General features: G+C 38.9%; 14 protein-coding genes. 10 read left to right on the top strand and 4 right to left on the bottom strand.

The window, feature by feature from the left end; translation table 11 throughout:
- Window positions 1-2: 2 nt before the first annotated feature.
- On the bottom strand, window positions 3-245 hold the full coding sequence (locus GQR56_RS04960; protein WP_024610426.1) for a YdcH family protein: 243 nt from the start codon (window positions 243-245) through the stop codon (window positions 3-5).
- Between the two features lie 227 nt (window positions 246-472).
- Here GQR56_RS04960 and GQR56_RS04955 point away from each other — a divergent pair, with 227 nt between their 5' ends.
- From GQR56_RS04955 to speD, 8 genes are all read left to right on the top strand, one after another.
- Window positions 473-1,054 (top strand): aminodeoxychorismate/anthranilate synthase component II, encoded by a 582-nt coding sequence (locus tag GQR56_RS04955; RefSeq protein WP_166109353.1) that lies wholly within the window; start codon window positions 473-475, stop codon window positions 1,052-1,054.
- 47 nt (window positions 1,055-1,101) lie between these two features.
- Window positions 1,102-2,262: an HDOD domain-containing protein gene (locus GQR56_RS04950; protein WP_166109352.1), complete on the top strand. Its 1,161-nt coding sequence runs from the start codon at window positions 1,102-1,104 to the stop codon at window positions 2,260-2,262.
- Window positions 2,263-2,641: 379 nt separating this feature from the next.
- The gene (locus GQR56_RS04945; RefSeq protein WP_024610429.1) at window positions 2,642-3,847 is read left to right on the top strand and encodes an aspartate aminotransferase family protein; all 1,206 of its coding nucleotides are present in this window, start codon (window positions 2,642-2,644) and stop codon (window positions 3,845-3,847) included.
- 85 nt (window positions 3,848-3,932) lie between these two features.
- A complete protein-coding gene (astA, locus tag GQR56_RS04940; protein ID WP_166109351.1) occupies window positions 3,933-4,949 on the top strand; it encodes an arginine N-succinyltransferase in 1,017 nt (338 codons plus the stop codon).
- A gap of 15 nt (window positions 4,950-4,964) precedes the next feature.
- Window positions 4,965-6,434 (top strand): succinylglutamate-semialdehyde dehydrogenase, encoded by a 1,470-nt coding sequence (astD, locus tag GQR56_RS04935; protein ID WP_024610431.1) that lies wholly within the window; start codon window positions 4,965-4,967, stop codon window positions 6,432-6,434.
- Between the two features lie 125 nt (window positions 6,435-6,559).
- Window positions 6,560-6,907, top strand: a complete 348-nt coding sequence (locus GQR56_RS04930) for a DUF3802 family protein (RefSeq protein WP_166109350.1) — start codon at window positions 6,560-6,562, stop codon at window positions 6,905-6,907.
- An 87-nt stretch (window positions 6,908-6,994) separates the two neighbouring features.
- Window positions 6,995-7,408, top strand: coding sequence for an OsmC family protein (locus GQR56_RS04925; RefSeq protein ID WP_166109349.1), 414 nt, complete (start codon window positions 6,995-6,997; stop codon window positions 7,406-7,408).
- 88 nt (window positions 7,409-7,496) lie between these two features.
- Window positions 7,497-8,309: an adenosylmethionine decarboxylase gene (speD, locus tag GQR56_RS04920; RefSeq protein ID WP_002958864.1), complete on the top strand. Its 813-nt coding sequence runs from the start codon at window positions 7,497-7,499 to the stop codon at window positions 8,307-8,309.
- 60 nt (window positions 8,310-8,369) lie between these two features.
- Here speD and GQR56_RS04915 read toward each other — a convergent pair whose 3' ends face one another.
- Entirely contained in the window at window positions 8,370-9,653 is a 1,284-nt protein-coding gene (locus GQR56_RS04915; protein WP_166109348.1) for an aromatic amino acid transport family protein, read from the bottom strand.
- A gap of 539 nt (window positions 9,654-10,192) precedes the next feature.
- On the opposite strand from GQR56_RS04915, the gene GQR56_RS04910 reads away from it, so the two are divergent.
- Both GQR56_RS04910 and GQR56_RS04905 read left to right on the top strand, forming a co-directional pair.
- Complete coding sequence (locus tag GQR56_RS04910; protein ID WP_166109347.1) at window positions 10,193-10,990, top strand: alpha/beta hydrolase; 798 nt, start codon at window positions 10,193-10,195, stop codon at window positions 10,988-10,990.
- A 307-nt stretch (window positions 10,991-11,297) separates the two neighbouring features.
- Window positions 11,298-14,099 (top strand): P-loop NTPase fold protein, encoded by a 2,802-nt coding sequence (locus GQR56_RS04905; RefSeq protein ID WP_166109346.1) that lies wholly within the window; start codon window positions 11,298-11,300, stop codon window positions 14,097-14,099.
- 211 nt (window positions 14,100-14,310) lie between these two features.
- On the opposite strand, the gene cysQ is transcribed toward GQR56_RS04905, so the two are convergent.
- Together cysQ and cysG are read right to left on the bottom strand one after the other, a co-directional pair.
- On the bottom strand, window positions 14,311-15,081 hold the full coding sequence (cysQ, locus tag GQR56_RS04900; protein WP_166109345.1) for a 3'(2'),5'-bisphosphate nucleotidase CysQ: 771 nt from the start codon (window positions 15,079-15,081) through the stop codon (window positions 14,311-14,313).
- Between the two features lie 236 nt (window positions 15,082-15,317).
- Entirely contained in the window at window positions 15,318-16,745 is a 1,428-nt protein-coding gene (cysG, locus tag GQR56_RS04895; protein WP_166109344.1) for a siroheme synthase CysG, read from the bottom strand.
- Window positions 16,746-16,756: the final 11 nt, after the last annotated feature.

The raw sequence follows: 16,756 nt of genomic DNA, 5'->3' as shown, positions 1-16,756 counted from the left end.
CTTTATTCTGCTTGTAATAAGCGCTGGTATAGCCAGTCTTTTAATTCTGAGCGGTCATATTTTAGTTGATGCATTTGCTCATCGCTAATTGGCGCATCCTTGAGTTCTAATACTCTAATTTCTTTATCTAGCTTATCGTATTTATCCGCTTTTTTAGCAAACTCAGTGTCGCTTTCATTTAGCTCTGCAATGGTATTTAAGTGATCTGGAAAATCATTAGTTAATGAGTGTTCTTCGCCTAACATATTCGCTCCTTAATAGGATATAAATGAACTCACAAGTAAGTGAGTTGTTTAAGTGAATTACTACTTATTCATATAATATACTGGGGTTCGTATAATCATAAATCAACCACCTGGCTTTTTATTTCCTTCATATACTTTTACAAATCACTGACACTTATACATGCTTGAGTTAGAATGCATTGTGCGGAAATACCCGCGATAAATAACTACTTTGAGTGCTTTATTACATGCTTTTAATGATCGATAACTACGATTCGTTTACTTATAACTTAGTGCAGTATTTTCAGCGATTAGATCAAGACGTATTAGTTAAGCGTAATGACGAGCTAAGCATTGCACAAATTAAACAGTTAAATCCGCAGCACATAGTTTTATCACCTGGACCATGCACACCTAACGAAGCCGGTATTTCGTTAAATGTAGTTGAGCAACTAAAAGGGTTGTATCCCATATTAGGGATCTGTTTAGGGCATCAAACTATTGCGCAGGCACTGGGTGGTGATGTGGTTCGAGCAAAAAAAGTAATGCATGGTAAAACTTCACCAATAATTCATACTAATAAAGGTGTGTTTAACGGTTTAGTTAATCCGTTAACGGTTTGTCGCTACCATTCTTTAGCTGTTAAAGCACAAACGTTACCTAAAGAGCTAGAAGTAACCGCATGGACTCAAACTGAGCAAGGTGAGTTTGACGAAATAATGGGTTTATTACATAAAGAGCTAGCTATTGAAGGGGTGCAGTTTCATCCTGAGGCTATTTTAACGCAACACGGTTTAAAACTGCTTGATAACTTTTTAACTCGCTTCTAAAGTTATAATACTTAAGTGCATTTTATACTTACTAATGACTGGATGTAATGACCGAACTCGTATCGCAACAACGTACTGCAAAAATGCTCGACCAACGAGCCCACGATTTATTGTTGGGTCATAGTTTTGCACACCAGCAAATTGGCTTTATTAATACATTAGATATTGATTACGGCGAACCAATGAAGCAACGTACCTTATTAGAGGTAGAGATTGCAGCGCAAAATGTACGCCAACAAAGTAGTACAGCTCATCACAAATACCGTGCTCAAGCGAGCGAGCAGCTTCATAAAGTAATAGAAACTGCAATATATAAACAGCTTAACGACATAGATGCAGTTATTAAAAGTACAATCGGAATTGAAGACAGTGTTGCTACTATAATTGATATTTTAGCTGTTAAATCAGCTTCTGTAGGGCGTTTAGAGCCGCTGGTTAATGATTTAAGTTGGCTTGGTCGAGAATTAGTAACGCTAGTTAACTTACCGTATTATCGAAACCAGCGTAGTAAAAACACCTCAGTAAAGGTGGACAGCCCCGCGTTAGCGCTACGTTATATTGGTTTAGATAATTTACAGTTAGTAATCCCTACTTTTGCAGTACGCCATTGGATGCCACATAGCACAGAGCCATTTTCATTATTAAAGCGCCGATTACGAGACAGCGCCATGGCAAATGCGATTGCGGCACAAAAGATTGCACAAATAAATAATGTAAACGATATTCATGCGTTTACTCTCGGTATGCTTTTAGATGTGGGTCGAATTGCGTTAGTGCGTTTGTACTTAAAAACGTTTGATCAAGTATGGAAGCGTAAAATACAAATTGCTCGTGAAGAAAATCAAAAAAATCTACATACAGCATTATTAGAGTTACAGCCAGATCCGCTTTTTTTAACCAACTTGCTTAGCAATAAATCGATAGCAGTAAGTGCCAAAGTAATAGATAAAATGGCTTTTAAATATTTACCGTTTAAAGGTGTAATGCAACAGTTAGAAAACGGGGTCGATAAGGGTGATACATTACTGCCTTTAACTGAGGTAATGCTAAAGGCGCGTTGTTACGCTCAATATTTAAATTTAAAAGAGCATCAGCTTATTGAGCCCGACGAATTAGCAACGTGGTTTTCGTACTTTAAGTTCACTAAAACGGAACTAAAAACCCTCGAAACAAGCAATTTTACCAATCTAGCTATTCAAATTGACTAAAAAATTGAAATTTTTGTTAATTAATTAGCGACTAATCATTCATTCTAATCCTATTGTTATATCGCATATTTAATGCTTAAACCGCATGCGCCTCAGTGCCCATGCGGTTAGTTACTTAAAACTGGTCATAATTAACTATGCAAATAGTTATTCACTATCTATGAAATAATATCTTTAGCCCTTTATTTTAAAGGGATACATGAAAGTTTTTAACGAGACAGATATCAGTAATTCTGAAATAATGTGCGTCTGAAAATTGAACCACAAAGCAATTTTGCGCAATTATCAGGTTACTGATCTTGCCTATAAAGTTGGTTACAAATATTAACCAAACACCTATTTTGATGTTTTGTGTTGCTCACAATTAAGAGGAAATAAAATGACAGTCAATCGCGAATTATTTGATCACGTAATGGTTCCTAACTACGCACCTTCAAGCGTAATTCCTGTTCGAGGCGAAGGCTCTCGCGTATGGGATCAAGAAGGTCGAGAGTTTATCGACTTTGCTGGTGGTATTGCAGTTAACTGTCTTGGCCATTGCCATCCTGCATTAGTAGGCGCATTAAAAGAGCAAGGCGAAAAAATCTGGCATTTATCAAATGTAATGACCAATGAGCCGGCACTTCGCCTAGCTAAAAAAATGGTTGATGCTACATTTGCTGAAAAAGTTTACTTTGCTAACTCAGGCGCAGAAGCAAACGAAGCAGCGCTTAAATTAGCGCGTCGTTTTGCACTTGATAAATACAGCGCAGAAAAATCACAAATCATCGCGTTCAATAAAGGTTTCCACGGTCGTACATTCTTTACCGTAACTGTTGGCGGTCAAGCTGCATATTCTGATGGTTTTGGTCCTAAGCCTGGCGACATTGTACATTGTGATTACAACGATCTAGCTGCTTTTGAAGCGCTTATTAGCGACAAAACATGTGCCGTAATGATGGAACCTCTACAAGGTGAAGGCGGTATTGTTTCACCAACTGACGAGTTTGCTCAAGGCGTTCGTGATTTATGTACTAAACATAACGCACTGCTTATTTTTGATGAAGTACAAACAGGTGTTGGTCGTACTGGCGATTTATACGCATACCAAGGCTTAAACGTAGTACCTGATATTTTAACTTCAGCTAAAGCACTTGGCGGCGGTTTTCCAATTGGCGCTATGATCACAACAACTGAGATTGCACAGCACCTTAAAGTAGGTACTCATGGTTCTACTTATGGCGGCAACCCGCTTGCGTGTGCTGTTGCAGAAGCAGCATTTGATACAGTAAATACACCAGAAGTACTTGCTGGCGTAAAAGCTAAAGCAGCATTGTTTAACGAGCTAATTACTGCGGTTAACGAAAAATACAACGTATTTAGCGAAATCCGTGGGCAAGGTTTATTAATTGGCGCGGTAGTTAACGAGCAATACAAAGGTCGTGCAAAAGAGTTTTTAGTTGCAGGTACTGAGCAAGGTCTTATGTCATTAGTTGCTGGTGCAGACGTAGTACGTTTTACTCCATCATTAGTAATCCCTGAAGCGGACATTCGCGAAGGTATGGCACGCTTTGAAAAAGCAGTTGCAAGCGTAGTAAACGCATAAGCGACTTAAGCCAACCAATTAAGGGCAAGCACTGCTTGCCCTGCAATTCCTATTTACCGTTATTTATAAGGGAGCAAGCGGACTCATGATGATCCTTCGCCCAATCCAGCAAAATGATTATTCAGCATTACTGAAAATTGCCCACGAATCTGGGCATGGTTTTACATCTTTGCCATTAAACGAAGAACTATTGCAAAAGAAATTAGACCATTCTGTAAGTTCATTTGCTAAGCAAACGTCACAACCCGGTGACGAAGGCTACCTGTTTGTTCTTGAAGATAGCGAAACCGGTGAAGTTGTAGGAACGTCTGCAATTGAAGCTGCGGTAGGGCTTGATGATGCGTTTTACCATTACCACTTAAGTAAAGTGATTCACTCTTCGCGTACATTGAATGTATACAAAGCCGTTGATATTTTAACGTTATGTAACGATTACACAGGCGCTACAGAGCTTTGCACACTGTTTTTAAAAGATGGCTATCGTAAAAATTGTAACGGTAAACTGCTTTCAAAAGCGCGCTTTATGTTTATAAAGCAACATCAAGAGCGTTTTGCGCAAACAGTAATTGCAGAAATGCGCGGTGTGTCTGACGAAAATGGCAGCAGCCCTTTTTGGCAGTGGCTAGAAGAGCATTTTTTCTCAATGGATTTTCCTACAGCCGATTACCTAACAGGTATTGGGCAAAAGGTTTTTATTGCCGAATTAATGCCTAAATACCCAATTTACGTAAACTTGCTAAGTAAAGATGCGCAAGCTGTAATAGGTAAAGTACACGACAACACACGCCCAGCAATCGAATTATTAAAAAGCGAAGGCTTTACGTTTAATGGCTACGTAGATATTTTTGACGGCGGCCCAACGGTTGAAGCAAAAGTAGATAACATTGCGACTATTCGTAATGCAAATCACTTTAACGTTGAAATTGGCGAAATGACTGGCGACACCATGGTGTTACTAGCCAACGAAAAGCTTGAAGATTTTAGAGCAACCGTTGCGCCAATGACATTTGACGAGCGAGCAAAAAGTCTTATTTTATCGCAAGAAATAGCAGATGCATTGCATTTGCAAGTTGGCGATATTGTTAGTGCAACCACGATTTAATTTAGGAGAAAGTATATGACTCATCCTGCACAATTTATAAATGGTCAATGGTCACAAGGCCAAGGCACAGAATTTAACTCAGTAAACCCTGCAAATAACGACGTTATTTGGCAGGCCTCATCAGCAACTGCGGCGCAAGTAGATACCGCAGTAAATGCAGCGCGCGAAGCGTTTTATGCATGGGCTGATAAAAGCTTTACTGAGCGTTTAGAAATAGTTAAAGCATTCGCAGCGCAATTAAAAGAAAACAGCGAAGAGCTCGCTATTACTATCGCACAAGAAACAGGTAAGCCACTGTGGGAAACTCGCACAGAAGCGGGTGCTATGGTTGGTAAAATTGCCATTTCTGAAAAAGCATTTTTAGATCGCACCGGCGACGTAGAAAACGCAATGCCACTTGGGCGCGCGATGATCCGTCATAAGCCACATGGTGTTGTAGCTGTGTTTGGTCCGTATAACTTTCCGGGTCACTTACCTAATGGCCACATTGTGCCAGCGCTTTTAGCAGGTAACACGGTTGTATTTAAACCATCTGAGCTTACTCCTAAAGTGGCTGAGCTTACGCTTAAACTGTGGGAAAAAGCAGGTTTACCAGCAGGTGTAATTAACCTTGTACAAGGTGAAGTAGAAACGGGTAAAGCCCTTGCTGCTCACAAAGGTATTGATGGCTTGTTCTTTACGGGTTCTTCTCGTACTGGTCATATTTTACATGAACAGTTTGCGGGTCAGCCAGGTAAAATTTTAGCGTTAGAAATGGGTGGTAATAACCCACTTATTATTACTGACGTTGAAGATACTAAAGCCGTTGTTCACGATATTATTCAATCTGCGTTTATTTCAAGTGGTCAACGTTGTACGTGTGCACGTAAACTATTTTTACCAGCAGGTAGCAAAGGCGATGTGATACTTGAGCGTTTAATCACAGCAACTAAAGCGATTAAAGTAGGTAACTATGACGATGCAGACCAGCCGTTTATGGGCTCTATGATCTCATCAGCTGCAGCCTCAGGCATGGTTAAAGCGCAAAACGAACTTGTTGAGCTTGGCGGTCAAGTATTAGTAGAGCTTGAGCACACAGCCAATACTGGTTTTGTAACACCAGGTATTATTGAGTGTACAAATATTAGTGACTTCCCAGATGAAGAGCATTTTGGACCACTTTTAAAAGTATTTCGCTTTGACGACTTTGACCAAGCAATTGATAAAGCAAACGATACAACCTTTGGTTTATCGGCTGGTTTATTAAGTGATAGTGCAGCAGATTACGACCACTTTTTACGTCGTATTCGTGCAGGTATTGTTAACTGGAACCGACCAATTACTGGCGCATCAAGCGCAGCACCATTTGGTGGTATTGGCGCTTCGGGCAATCACAGAGCAAGCGCGTATTACGCAGCCGACTACTGTGCATACCCAGTTGCTTCAGTAGAGCTTGAAAAAGTAGCTATGCCAGCAACATTAAGTCCAGGCTTAAAAATAGATTAAGTACTACTTAATCACTATAAAAGCAGCTTCGGCTGCTTTTTTTGTATTGCTACCGTGCAAAGCTAGTAATCAACAGAGCTTTCTGCTTAAATCAACATAATTAATTATTTAAAGGCGGTAAAAAAATGGTTTTAGATAGGCCAGGATACAACGACTTGATCATGTATCTAACTCAAAATTTAGCATTGTTTGAGAAACCAGGCGAAATAAAACCAGGTGCACCAACGGTTATGGAATTAATCGAAGATGTTATTGCACATAATGTAATGCTAATTTGCCAACAGCATACAAGCCTCAATATAGAACAGCGTAGCCTTATTGTTCGTGAAGTTGACGGCATAGTTTACGATTTAGAAGAAGTCCTCAGCAGCATCACCTCACAGCCTGTCACAGTCGAACAGCATGCATTTATAGATGAGTTTGCCGGTTTAGTTAAAAACTTATTCGATAATGCGGTTACACAAGGCTCTTAACTCTTTATATAGCCGTGCAGTATATTTTAATTTGCAACTACGGCTAACTTGCTTACAATCAAGAAAATATTTTTTTGAGATATAACAATGCAAGCAAATGTAAAATGGGTTGAAGGCGATACATTTATTGGTCGTTCGAATTCTAATCATAATGTTGTTTTTGATGGCGGCAGTGATAGCGCAGCACCAAGCCCAATGGAAATGGTTTTAATGTCGGTTGGTTGTTGCTCGTCAGTTGATGTTGTAAGCATTTTAAAAAAAGCTAAACAAGATTTTTCAGATGTACAAGTACAACTAAGTGCAGAGCGCGCCGAAACCACTCCCCGTGTGTTTACTAAAATCAACTTACACTTTGTTGTTAAAGGCAATAATGTATCTGAAAAGCACCTTGCACGCGCCGTTTCACTCTCTGCTGAAAAGTATTGTTCGGTCGCATTAATGCTTGATAAAACAGTAGAAATTACGCATAGCCACGAAGTTGTGCAAGATCAAGGAAAATAACGCTTTTTCCATGAGGAAAATTCGTATAAAATCCGCGAACTTTTCATTCTGCAGGTGCAGAACCCACTAATTTATAGGTTGGTTTATTATGAACAAACCCTTCGATAAACTTAAACTTCATGGCTTTAATAATTTAACCAAAAGTTTAAGCTTTAGTATTTACGATATTTGCTATGCAAAAACCGAGCAGCAACGTAAAGAATATATTGAATATATCGATGAGCAGTACAGTGCAGATAGACTAACCGACATTTTAGGTGAAGTTGTTGATATTATTGGTGCTAACATTTTAAATGTAGCGCGCCAAGATTATGAACCGCAAGGTGCTAGTGTAACAATTTTGGTTTCAGAAGAGCCGGTAGAAGAACAGCAAAATTATGATGCTGACGAAGCGCCGGGTCCGTTACCTGATTCAGTCGTTGCGCACCTAGATAAAAGTCATATTTGTGTACACACATACCCAGAAGCTCACCCTGATGATGGTATTTGTACATTCCGTGCTGATATTGAAGTTTCTACTTGTGGCATTATTTCGCCTCTTAAAGCGTTAAACTTCTTAATCCATAGTCTTGAGTCAGACGTAGTGACGATTGACTACCGTGTACGTGGTTTTACCCGCGATATTAACGGTGTTAAGCATTACATTGATCATGCTATTAGCTCGATTCAAAACTTTATGACAGAAGATACAAAAGAAGCGTACCAAATGATGGACGTGAACGTGTATCAAGAAAATCTGTTTCACACAAAAATGATGTTAAAAGAAACCGACTTAAACACGTATTTATTCGGTCTTTCTACTGATGATTTGTCTGAGGGTGAAGAAGAGCAAATTCGCTCTAAACTGACTCGTGAAATGCAAGAAATATTCTATGGTCGTAACTTGCCAGATACAGAATAATAGCAACGAATTAAATTAAAAATGGCGCTCAATGAGCGCCATTTTTTTATTTAAAAAATATTACTTAAGCATACTGTATAAAAGTGCAAACACTGCGAGTAAGCCAACCGCTAATATAAATAGCGTGCTAAAGCGATTACGATACTTATTAAGTGCAGGCACTTTATAAACCGCAATCATTGGCATAATAAATAAAATCATTGCAATAATAGGGCCTGATAATTGATCCATCATATCTAAAATACTTGGGTTTTTAACAGCGCAAAACCAAATAGCTAAAAACATAATAAACACGCCGATTTTATCGGCAACCTTAGCACTCAAGCTTGTTTGTTTTGTCACTAATCCTGTAAAGCTTTCGCGTGCACCTAAAAAATGACCCAAAAACGATGACGTAATCGCAATAAAGGCAACAAGCGGTCCAAGTGTGGCAATAAACGAGTTATCAGTAATGTTAGCAAGGTAGGATAAAACCGATACGTTAGCCGCTTTAGCTGCCGCCATTTGCTCGCCTGTAAGCGACAGCACACAAGAAAATACAAATAACAGTACAAACGTAATAAGTAGCAAGCTAGTGCGCTTTAAAATCGCCTCAGACTTACGTGTAGCCTGATCCCCATAATGACCGCGTTGCACGTTTACAAAACTTGAAATAGCCGCTGCATGGCTAAACGAAAACACAATTATAGGAATCGACAACCACAGCGTTTTACCAAAGCTGCCTATTTCAGGCACACTCACATTTGGCATTTGCCAGCTAGGAATTAAATAAAGCGATAAAAAGAATAATATACCCACAAGCGGATACACTAAAATAGCAAAGGCACGCAGCATTAAACGCTCGCCACCCATCATTAAGCTAATCATACCGGCTACCAGTACGCCCGAAAGCAGAACACGAGAGGGCGATTCAAGCCCCATCTGATTAACCATAAAGCTATCAACAGTATTAGTTAAACCCACACCATAAATAAGCAAAATTGGGAATATAGATAAAAAGTACAACAAGGAAATTAACCGACCCGCAGTAACACCAAAGTGTTCTTCTACTACATCGGTAAAATCGGCATCTTTATTTTTTGACGACAGTACAAAGCGCGCTAATCCACGATGCGCAAAAAAGGTCATTGGGAACGCTAAACACGCCATAATAATTAACGGCCAAAAACCGCCAATCCCAATGTTAATAGGCAAAAATAAAATACCCGCACCAACGGCGGTACCAAATAGGCTTAATGTCCACTGCGTATCGTGCAGGTTCCATTTAGTTTTTGTGTTTGAACTTGAGTTTGTGTGTGTGTTTGTTGATGCATTTGAAAGCGTTGCATCTTGAGATGTTGTCATGTGTGTGTGTTCATCCATTATTTATAATAATAACTGCGCCGAAGAGTATAGTTTTTAGAGACATCTTTCATGCTTTGAAGAGATTTTTAGACTAATTAATTAGACTCGATTGGAGGGTAAGTGTCATGAATACGAAACAGCGGTGTAAAAGTGAGCAAAATCCTTAAATAGCAACACCCATATTATAATTGAAGAGTAGGTTGGGTAGAGCGAAGCGAAACCCAACACGCTATAGCGTCACGCGAGCAGTAAAGCCAAGATAGGCAATTTTCATAACGAACAACTGATCCGAATATAATACTTATAATTGATATTAACTAACACGTTTTGCTATTAGTAGATGTTCATAAAATAAGGATGTTTTTACGTAAAGATAGGGGAAGGTCATTTTTATTGGTTTTCATTTAAAAATCAAATCTGCTCCCAAAAGCTGTTAAGTAGAAGCCATTGATCGGAACTTCATAAGAGATTTTTCTTAAACTCCGTTATACTTCCTGCAATTGAATATGCCAAACGAAGTAAATAGGCCGCTAACTGCAATGAGCAAAGAAATTCTTTTCCATACTATTTTTACGCATGAAACCAGTAAAACATGGGTTGTGTTTGTCCATGGCGCAGGTGGTAGTTCGGCAATTTGGTTTCGTCAGCTTAAAGCTTATAAAAAAGAATATAATGTGTTGTTGCTTGATCTTCGTGGTCACGGCAAATCGAATAACTTAGTACAAAACTTTGTTGATAATAATTATTCATTTAATAATGTCTCTAAAGACATTATCGATGTGTTAGATCATAACAATATCACCAGCGCACACTTTGTTGGCATTTCATTGGGCACAATTATTATTCGAAATATTGCTGAAATTGCGCCGCAATATGTTTCTAGCATGGTGCTAGGTGGAGCGGTTACTCGTTTTAATACTCGCAGTAATACATTGGTTTATTTAGGTAATACTTTTAAACACTTCTTGCCTTATATGTGGCTGTATCGCTTATTTGCTTTTATTATGATGCCGAAAAAGCGTCATAAAGAATCTCGACTTTTATTTGTTCGTGAAGCAAAACGCTTGTGCCAAAAAGAGTTTATAAAATGGTTTAAATTAGCCATGGACGTAAATCCTTTAATGCAATACCTCAAAGAAAAAGACATTGATATTCCCATTCTTTACATTATGGGCAAGGAAGATCATATGTTCCTTGGCCCTGTTAAAGAAATGGTTAAGCGTCATAAAAATAGCGTACTGCAAACTATTCACCATTGTGGCCATGTCTGTAATGTGGAACGTCCTGATCTATTCAATAAGCACTCGCTTGCTTTTATCGCCCAGCAAAATCGTTAAGGGTTGTCGCTTTTAAAAAGCTTTTAATTAATGACAAGTCCTAAAAACTTATAACAGCCATCATTAGTAAATTGGATCTGATCATTCTTTTTGACTTTCGTCTTAAACTAAAAACAAGACCTGCCCCCTGAAGGAATAAAACTCAACTTATGAAGCGTAGGTTGGGTAGAGCGAAGCGAAACCCAACATGTCATAGCGTCATGTGACTAGTGAAGCCAATTGGGCGGTTTTATTTATTAAACTTGCTTATTCAATAATGTTCAATTGATATACACTGGCAAGGTAACGCATTGATAAGGATATTAAGTTGTCACAAGTTAAAAAACTCCCCATTACAGCCACACGCTGGCTTTCTCTTTTATTGTGCGCAATTACAGCCTCCACAATTACTGTATTTTTAAGTAAAGTCGGTTTTGTGCAAGAGTTCTATGCAAGCTGGGGCACTATTTTAAATGCTAATCCGATTTTATATTACTGCAGCGCTTTTTTAGCAGGTATTGGCATAAAGCTGTTGCTTGATAAGTTTTATATATCTCACCCTAAACGCAGTATTGGGTTTAACTGGCGATATCCGCCAGTGACAATTGCTGTGTGGTTATCAGTAGCGGCATTACTTGTTTATCTTTTTGTGAATACGGCATATAGACCGTACTTTCTTGACGATGATCTACTTTTTTCTAGTTTGAAGTATTTACACATCACTCTATTTTCATCTGCATTATTTGTTTTGTTTCAAGAGACCAAAGAGAAAGCCAAAAAGTTGGGTGGCAAGTCGTGGTTTATCTTATTCGCTGCTTTAGTAACACTATTGCTCGCATCAGGTTATTACCATACACCATGGTCGCTTATCACTACATTTATCCTGCTGTACTGTTTTGCGGTTATTTTAAGATTGTTCGCTAGCAGCGAGATAAAACAAACGCACAACGAAAGCAGCTCTGTTGAAGTTAATTCAGGCGATGATTTCAACGATCTAGATGATTTCAGAGAATGGTTCAAAGACGACTCAACTATTAAAAGCACAGAGGAATTAGAACCCGATTTACAGGTTTACGCCACGCGCATTACCGAGCGGCTACAAAATGGCGGTGATAAAGATGATAAAGATGACAAAGATGAAAAGGATTTAGCACAGCACATAGCGCTATGTGGACCTTATGGTTGCGGGAAAAGCAGTATCGTCGAAAGTATTGTGAATGATTTAGCAAAAAACTCTGAAAAAGAGAGTGTTTGGATACACAGTGATATATCAACATGGGGCGCAGCCAGCGGCAGTGTTGCGCATGTTGTATTAAGCAATATTATCGATGGCATAAGCCAACATATTGATATGTGCGCATTTCGTGCGCTACCTAAACATTATACCGAAGCACTAAAATCGGGTGGTAGCGTATTTCAATTCGCTTCTACATTACTTGCAGGCCCTATTGATACAGATACACGTTTTCAAAAACTTAATGATGTACTAAAAACAACAAACCATAAATTATTGATTACTCTTCAGGATGTAGATCGCGGAACAGGCGATGAAAATGAAAAACGCTTAAATGATATCGCTGCATTGTTGGACAGATTGAAAAGTCGAGATCTGAGTCATATCAACTTTATCGTCGCAATGGGTAATGACAAGTTAGAATATACTGTGGTTCTAAGCAAAGTTGCTGATCATATAGAGACAATAGTATCTCAAAACTTCAAAAGAATACTGAGTAATTGGGCGAAATTATGTACTAAAGAAATATTTAATAAAAATCTCAAGCTAATAAATTCATCCGCAAATGACATCGACGAATATACTAAGCAAAATCCACATACCTTTAGCCAGAGCTCCTATCAACCAGCAATTATTTCTAATAACGTTATAGACTCAGCTCGGATGTTAAAACGAGTAATGCGACGCGTAAGTAAATGCTGGACTAGAGATAAGCTATTAGGGGAGGTCGATTTTGGGTCTTTGTTATTAATTACGACATTACGTGAAGATAATCCTGCGTTATTTAATGCTTTTGTAAATTCATATATTAACTTGGTTTATGGAAAATCACTACCAGTGGCAAAAACAGAAGATGGGAAACAAAAAACGATTAACGAAACCCTCTCTGATTTGATAGCTGATTTTACAAATAGTGAAGCTACGCATGTTTACAATGCTTTATTTAAGGAATTACTAAATCTTAAAGAAGATATAACTGATAAAAGCGGAAATGGTTTAAAAAGTAATAAAAATAGTGGCGAGCAACATTTAGGTGTAAAACCAGACTCTATTGATTATTTAAAGCGGGTATTGCTGGAAACTGTTCCTAAAAGTGAGTTGAGAGATCAGGTGGTTATTGACTCCATAAAATTTTCATCCACACAAGAGTTAGCACAACACATCTGTAGTGATTACGGTTGGCAAGAGGCATTTGACCGTTTTGGTCGGAAACTTCTTTTAGATGATAAAAATCAAAATAGGGTAGAAAAAATAGCTTTTGATATTTTAGAGCATATTGGAAAAGATAAGAATGGCTTTTTGACTGAGGGTGTTTTTGAAGAATATATAAAGCAAACTATTGATAATGGCAATTTGGAAAGCGTTTTAAACAGGCTAGTAAATTTAGAAAGTGGAGAAAAGTTGCTTGAGTTACAACTGGAAAGGTTGCTACGAAATTTTGAAGGAATAATCCCAATAAGGGATGGAAATGGAAGTTATATTGATATTAAAGATGAAGCCGACAGAAGGGAAGCTGCAAGCTATAGTAATGAGCTTTTTCAAGGCATTAATATTAGTAATTTATTAAATTCAAATGGCCATAAGTTATCCAAACGATCTTTTTTAATATGTCTAAAATTTAAAACCTTTTCGCAGTTGGCGGATGGTGAATTTATCTTTTTAAATAAGTTAATCAAAAATCTATTGAAAGTTGTAATCAACAATAAAAATACTCGAGTTGTTGATTATTTAATAAAGGCTATAACGTCAGATGATATAGAAATAGGGCATGTAGAGCTTTCACCTAAGGAGAAGGAAGATATTTTACAAACACTCGTAGAGCTTAGGGATAATCAAGAAAATAATTCAGGTATTGATATGGCAATAAAAAACCTAAGTTTTTCTGAGGAGTTGTAATCGCTCTGTGTAGCGAAGCGCCTCGGTGTTCTTGGTGGTGAAATTATTTGCGGTATAGATTTTTGCGGTTTAAAGCCATTTCCTTCGGGGTATGGGGCTAACGACTAGCGCTTAAATATTAAGCCTGTTGGGTTTCGTTTCGCTCAACCCAACCTACGGTGTTTAAATTGACATTGAGCTGCTAGTAGCTAAAACTCGCAGCTCTAGGCTCTTACTCTTCTATCGCACTCACCACAAAATACGGGTTTAAGTATTCATCTTTGGTGTTGTAAATTAGCGGGCTGCCATCAAGCTGGGTGACTTTAGCACCGGCTATTTCGGCAATAGCATGGCCTGCACCGGTATCCCATTCGCAGGTTGGACCTAAGCGCGGGTAAATATCGGCGCTACCTTCGGCGACTAAACACAGTTTTAGTGAGCTGCCTTTTGACACCATTTCAACATCGTCAAAGCGTTTTACAAACTCGGCTAAATCGGGTGATGGGTGCGAGCGACTGCCTACAACACGTATTAACCCTTTGTTAGGCTTGGTTGTTACCTTAAGCTCTATTCGCTCATCGCCTTTATCTTTAAATGCACCAATAGCCTCTGCGGCTATGTACGATACGCCAAGAGCGGGAGCATCAACTACGGCTAAGATAGGAATACCGTTTTCGATTAAAGCTATATTTACGGTAAATTCACCATTCTTTTTAATAAACTCCTTAGTGCCGTCGATTGGGTCGACTAACCAGTAGCTTTTCCATGTTTGGCGTACATCCCAGCTTATATCAGCACTTTCTTCACTTAATACAGGAATGTCGGGAGTGAGCTGATGCAGCCCAGCAATAATTATTTTATGAGCTGCTAAATCGGCGTCGGTTACAGGGCTTTCATCAGCTTTGTATTCAACGTTAAAATCTTTTTCGTAAATACCCATTATGGCTTGGCCTGCTTTGCGGGCAAGTATTAGGGTTTCTTCTAGCAGTTCGGTTTGGTTCATGGGGTTAACCTATATTGTGTGCTTTTGTTTTAGATACGTTATCAGTTGAGTAAGCGATTGGTCTAGCTGGTTTTACTTCTATCTAAATTATTTTTAGTTATTTTATATGCAGGTTTGTCTTTTTAATGAATGGAACTGCTATTTTGCTGTTTAATTAATCTGAACTTTGCTTAATTGGTTTATTATTCAAAGTTCAGATTAAAAGTGTTTTAGCGTATTTTTTGATTAGGTACTGGTTAGGTATTTGATACATCAGTTAGTGGTTGTGCAAAGCTACTTGTTTGCTCGTTTTGCCCAAACCAAGCTAATTGCGAGTGTAGGGCGGCTACTTCACCAATAATAAGTAATGCTGGCGATATAATATTGTTGCGTTCAATTAAGTCAGCAAGTTCACCTAAATGGCCTGTCACTACTCGTTGATTTTTACGTGTGCCATTTTCAATAACCGCTACGGGTGTATCGGCTTTACGACCATGCTTTAAAAGCTCAGCTTGTATATGTGGCGATTTAATTACGCCCATATAAATAGCAAGTGTTTGATTGGCTTTAGCCAGTGACTGCCAATCAAGCTCTTGACCGTCTTTTTTACAGTGGCCAGTTACAAACTGAATAGCTTGCGCATGGTCGCGATGCGTTAGCGGAATACCCGCGTAAGCGCTACAACCAGCGGCAGCTGTTATACCTGGCACAATTTGATAATTTACATTGTTGGCTGCTAATACTTGTACTTCTTCACCGCCACGACCATAAATAAATGGGTCGCCGCCTTTAATTCGACATACTTTTTTGCCTTGTTTGGCAAGGTCGACCAGCATTTGGTTGGTATCTTCTTGGACAACGCTATGATCGCCCAAACGTTTGCCTACGCAAATAAGGTCAGCATCTCGGCGTACTAATTCCATTATTTCGTCAGAGACTAAAAAGTCATAAACGACTACATCGGCTTGTTGCATAAGTTGCAAGGCTTTAAGTGTTAAAAGCTCAGGATCGCCAGGACCCGCACCAACAACATACACTTCGCCTTCTGGCTCAGCTTTAGCATCTAGCATTTGCTCAAGTTGTTGCTCTGCGGCTTTTGTATCGCCTGTTTGTACTTTACTTACAACGGATGAGTCGAAAACGCCTTCCCAAAATTGACGACGGTCTGAAAAATGTTTAAAGCGTTGTTTTACTTTATTTCTAAACCCGCCAACTAACGTAGCAAGTGGGCCTATATGCTGCGGGATAAGGGTTTCAAGTTTTTCACGTAAGCGGCGTGCTAGTACCGGCGCAGTGCCTGCGCTTGATATAGCAATAGTAATTGGGTCGCGGTCAACAATTGAAGGGAATATAAACGTACATTTAGGTTGATCATCAACCACGTTTACAAACACATTACGCGCGTTGGCAAGTTCAAACACATTGTTGTTTACCTCATCGCGGTCAGTTGCGGCAATAACCAGCATTTTACCGTCGAGATGTGATTCATCGAAGTAGGCATCAATAAGTGTGACTTCATTATTGTGTGCGTGTTCTTTTAGTTCGTCACAAAACCAAGGTGCTACTAGAGTTACGCTGGCACGGGCTTTTAAAAACGCGCGACATTTGCGTAATGCGACCTCTCCACCGCCAACAACCAATACTGGTTTGTTGTCGAGTTTGGTAAAGATAGGTAAATACTGCACGTTTATAACAC

It is taken from the genome of Pseudoalteromonas sp. Z9A5 (assembly GCF_011378875.1).
Classification (GTDB): domain Bacteria; phylum Pseudomonadota; class Gammaproteobacteria; order Enterobacterales; family Alteromonadaceae; genus Pseudoalteromonas.
The sequence above is the reverse complement of the archived record's forward strand: the minus strand, read 5'-3'. Positions and strand labels throughout refer to the sequence as shown.

Bases quoted from the DNA above. Each gene is read 5' to 3' on its own strand.
- GQR56_RS04960 (WP_024610426.1), bottom strand. From the start codon at position 245: ATGTTAGGCGAAGAACACTCATTAACTAATGATTTTCCAGATCACTTA.
- GQR56_RS04955 (WP_166109353.1), top strand. From the start codon at position 473: ATGCTTTTAATGATCGATAACTACGATTCGTTTACTTATAACTTAGTG.
- GQR56_RS04950 (WP_166109352.1), top strand. From the start codon at position 1,102: ATGACCGAACTCGTATCGCAACAACGTACTGCAAAAATGCTCGACCAA.
- GQR56_RS04945 (WP_024610429.1), top strand. From the start codon at position 2,642: ATGACAGTCAATCGCGAATTATTTGATCACGTAATGGTTCCTAACTAC.
- astA (WP_166109351.1), top strand. From the start codon at position 3,933: ATGATGATCCTTCGCCCAATCCAGCAAAATGATTATTCAGCATTACTG.
- astD (WP_024610431.1), top strand. From the start codon at position 4,965: ATGACTCATCCTGCACAATTTATAAATGGTCAATGGTCACAAGGCCAA.
- GQR56_RS04930 (WP_166109350.1), top strand. From the start codon at position 6,560: ATGGTTTTAGATAGGCCAGGATACAACGACTTGATCATGTATCTAACT.
- GQR56_RS04925 (WP_166109349.1), top strand. From the start codon at position 6,995: ATGCAAGCAAATGTAAAATGGGTTGAAGGCGATACATTTATTGGTCGT.
- speD (WP_002958864.1), top strand. From the start codon at position 7,497: ATGAACAAACCCTTCGATAAACTTAAACTTCATGGCTTTAATAATTTA.
- GQR56_RS04915 (WP_166109348.1), bottom strand. From the start codon at position 9,653: ATGACAACATCTCAAGATGCAACGCTTTCAAATGCATCAACAAACACA.
- GQR56_RS04910 (WP_166109347.1), top strand. From the start codon at position 10,193: ATGAGCAAAGAAATTCTTTTCCATACTATTTTTACGCATGAAACCAGT.
- cysQ (WP_166109345.1), bottom strand. From the start codon at position 15,081: ATGAACCAAACCGAACTGCTAGAAGAAACCCTAATACTTGCCCGCAAA.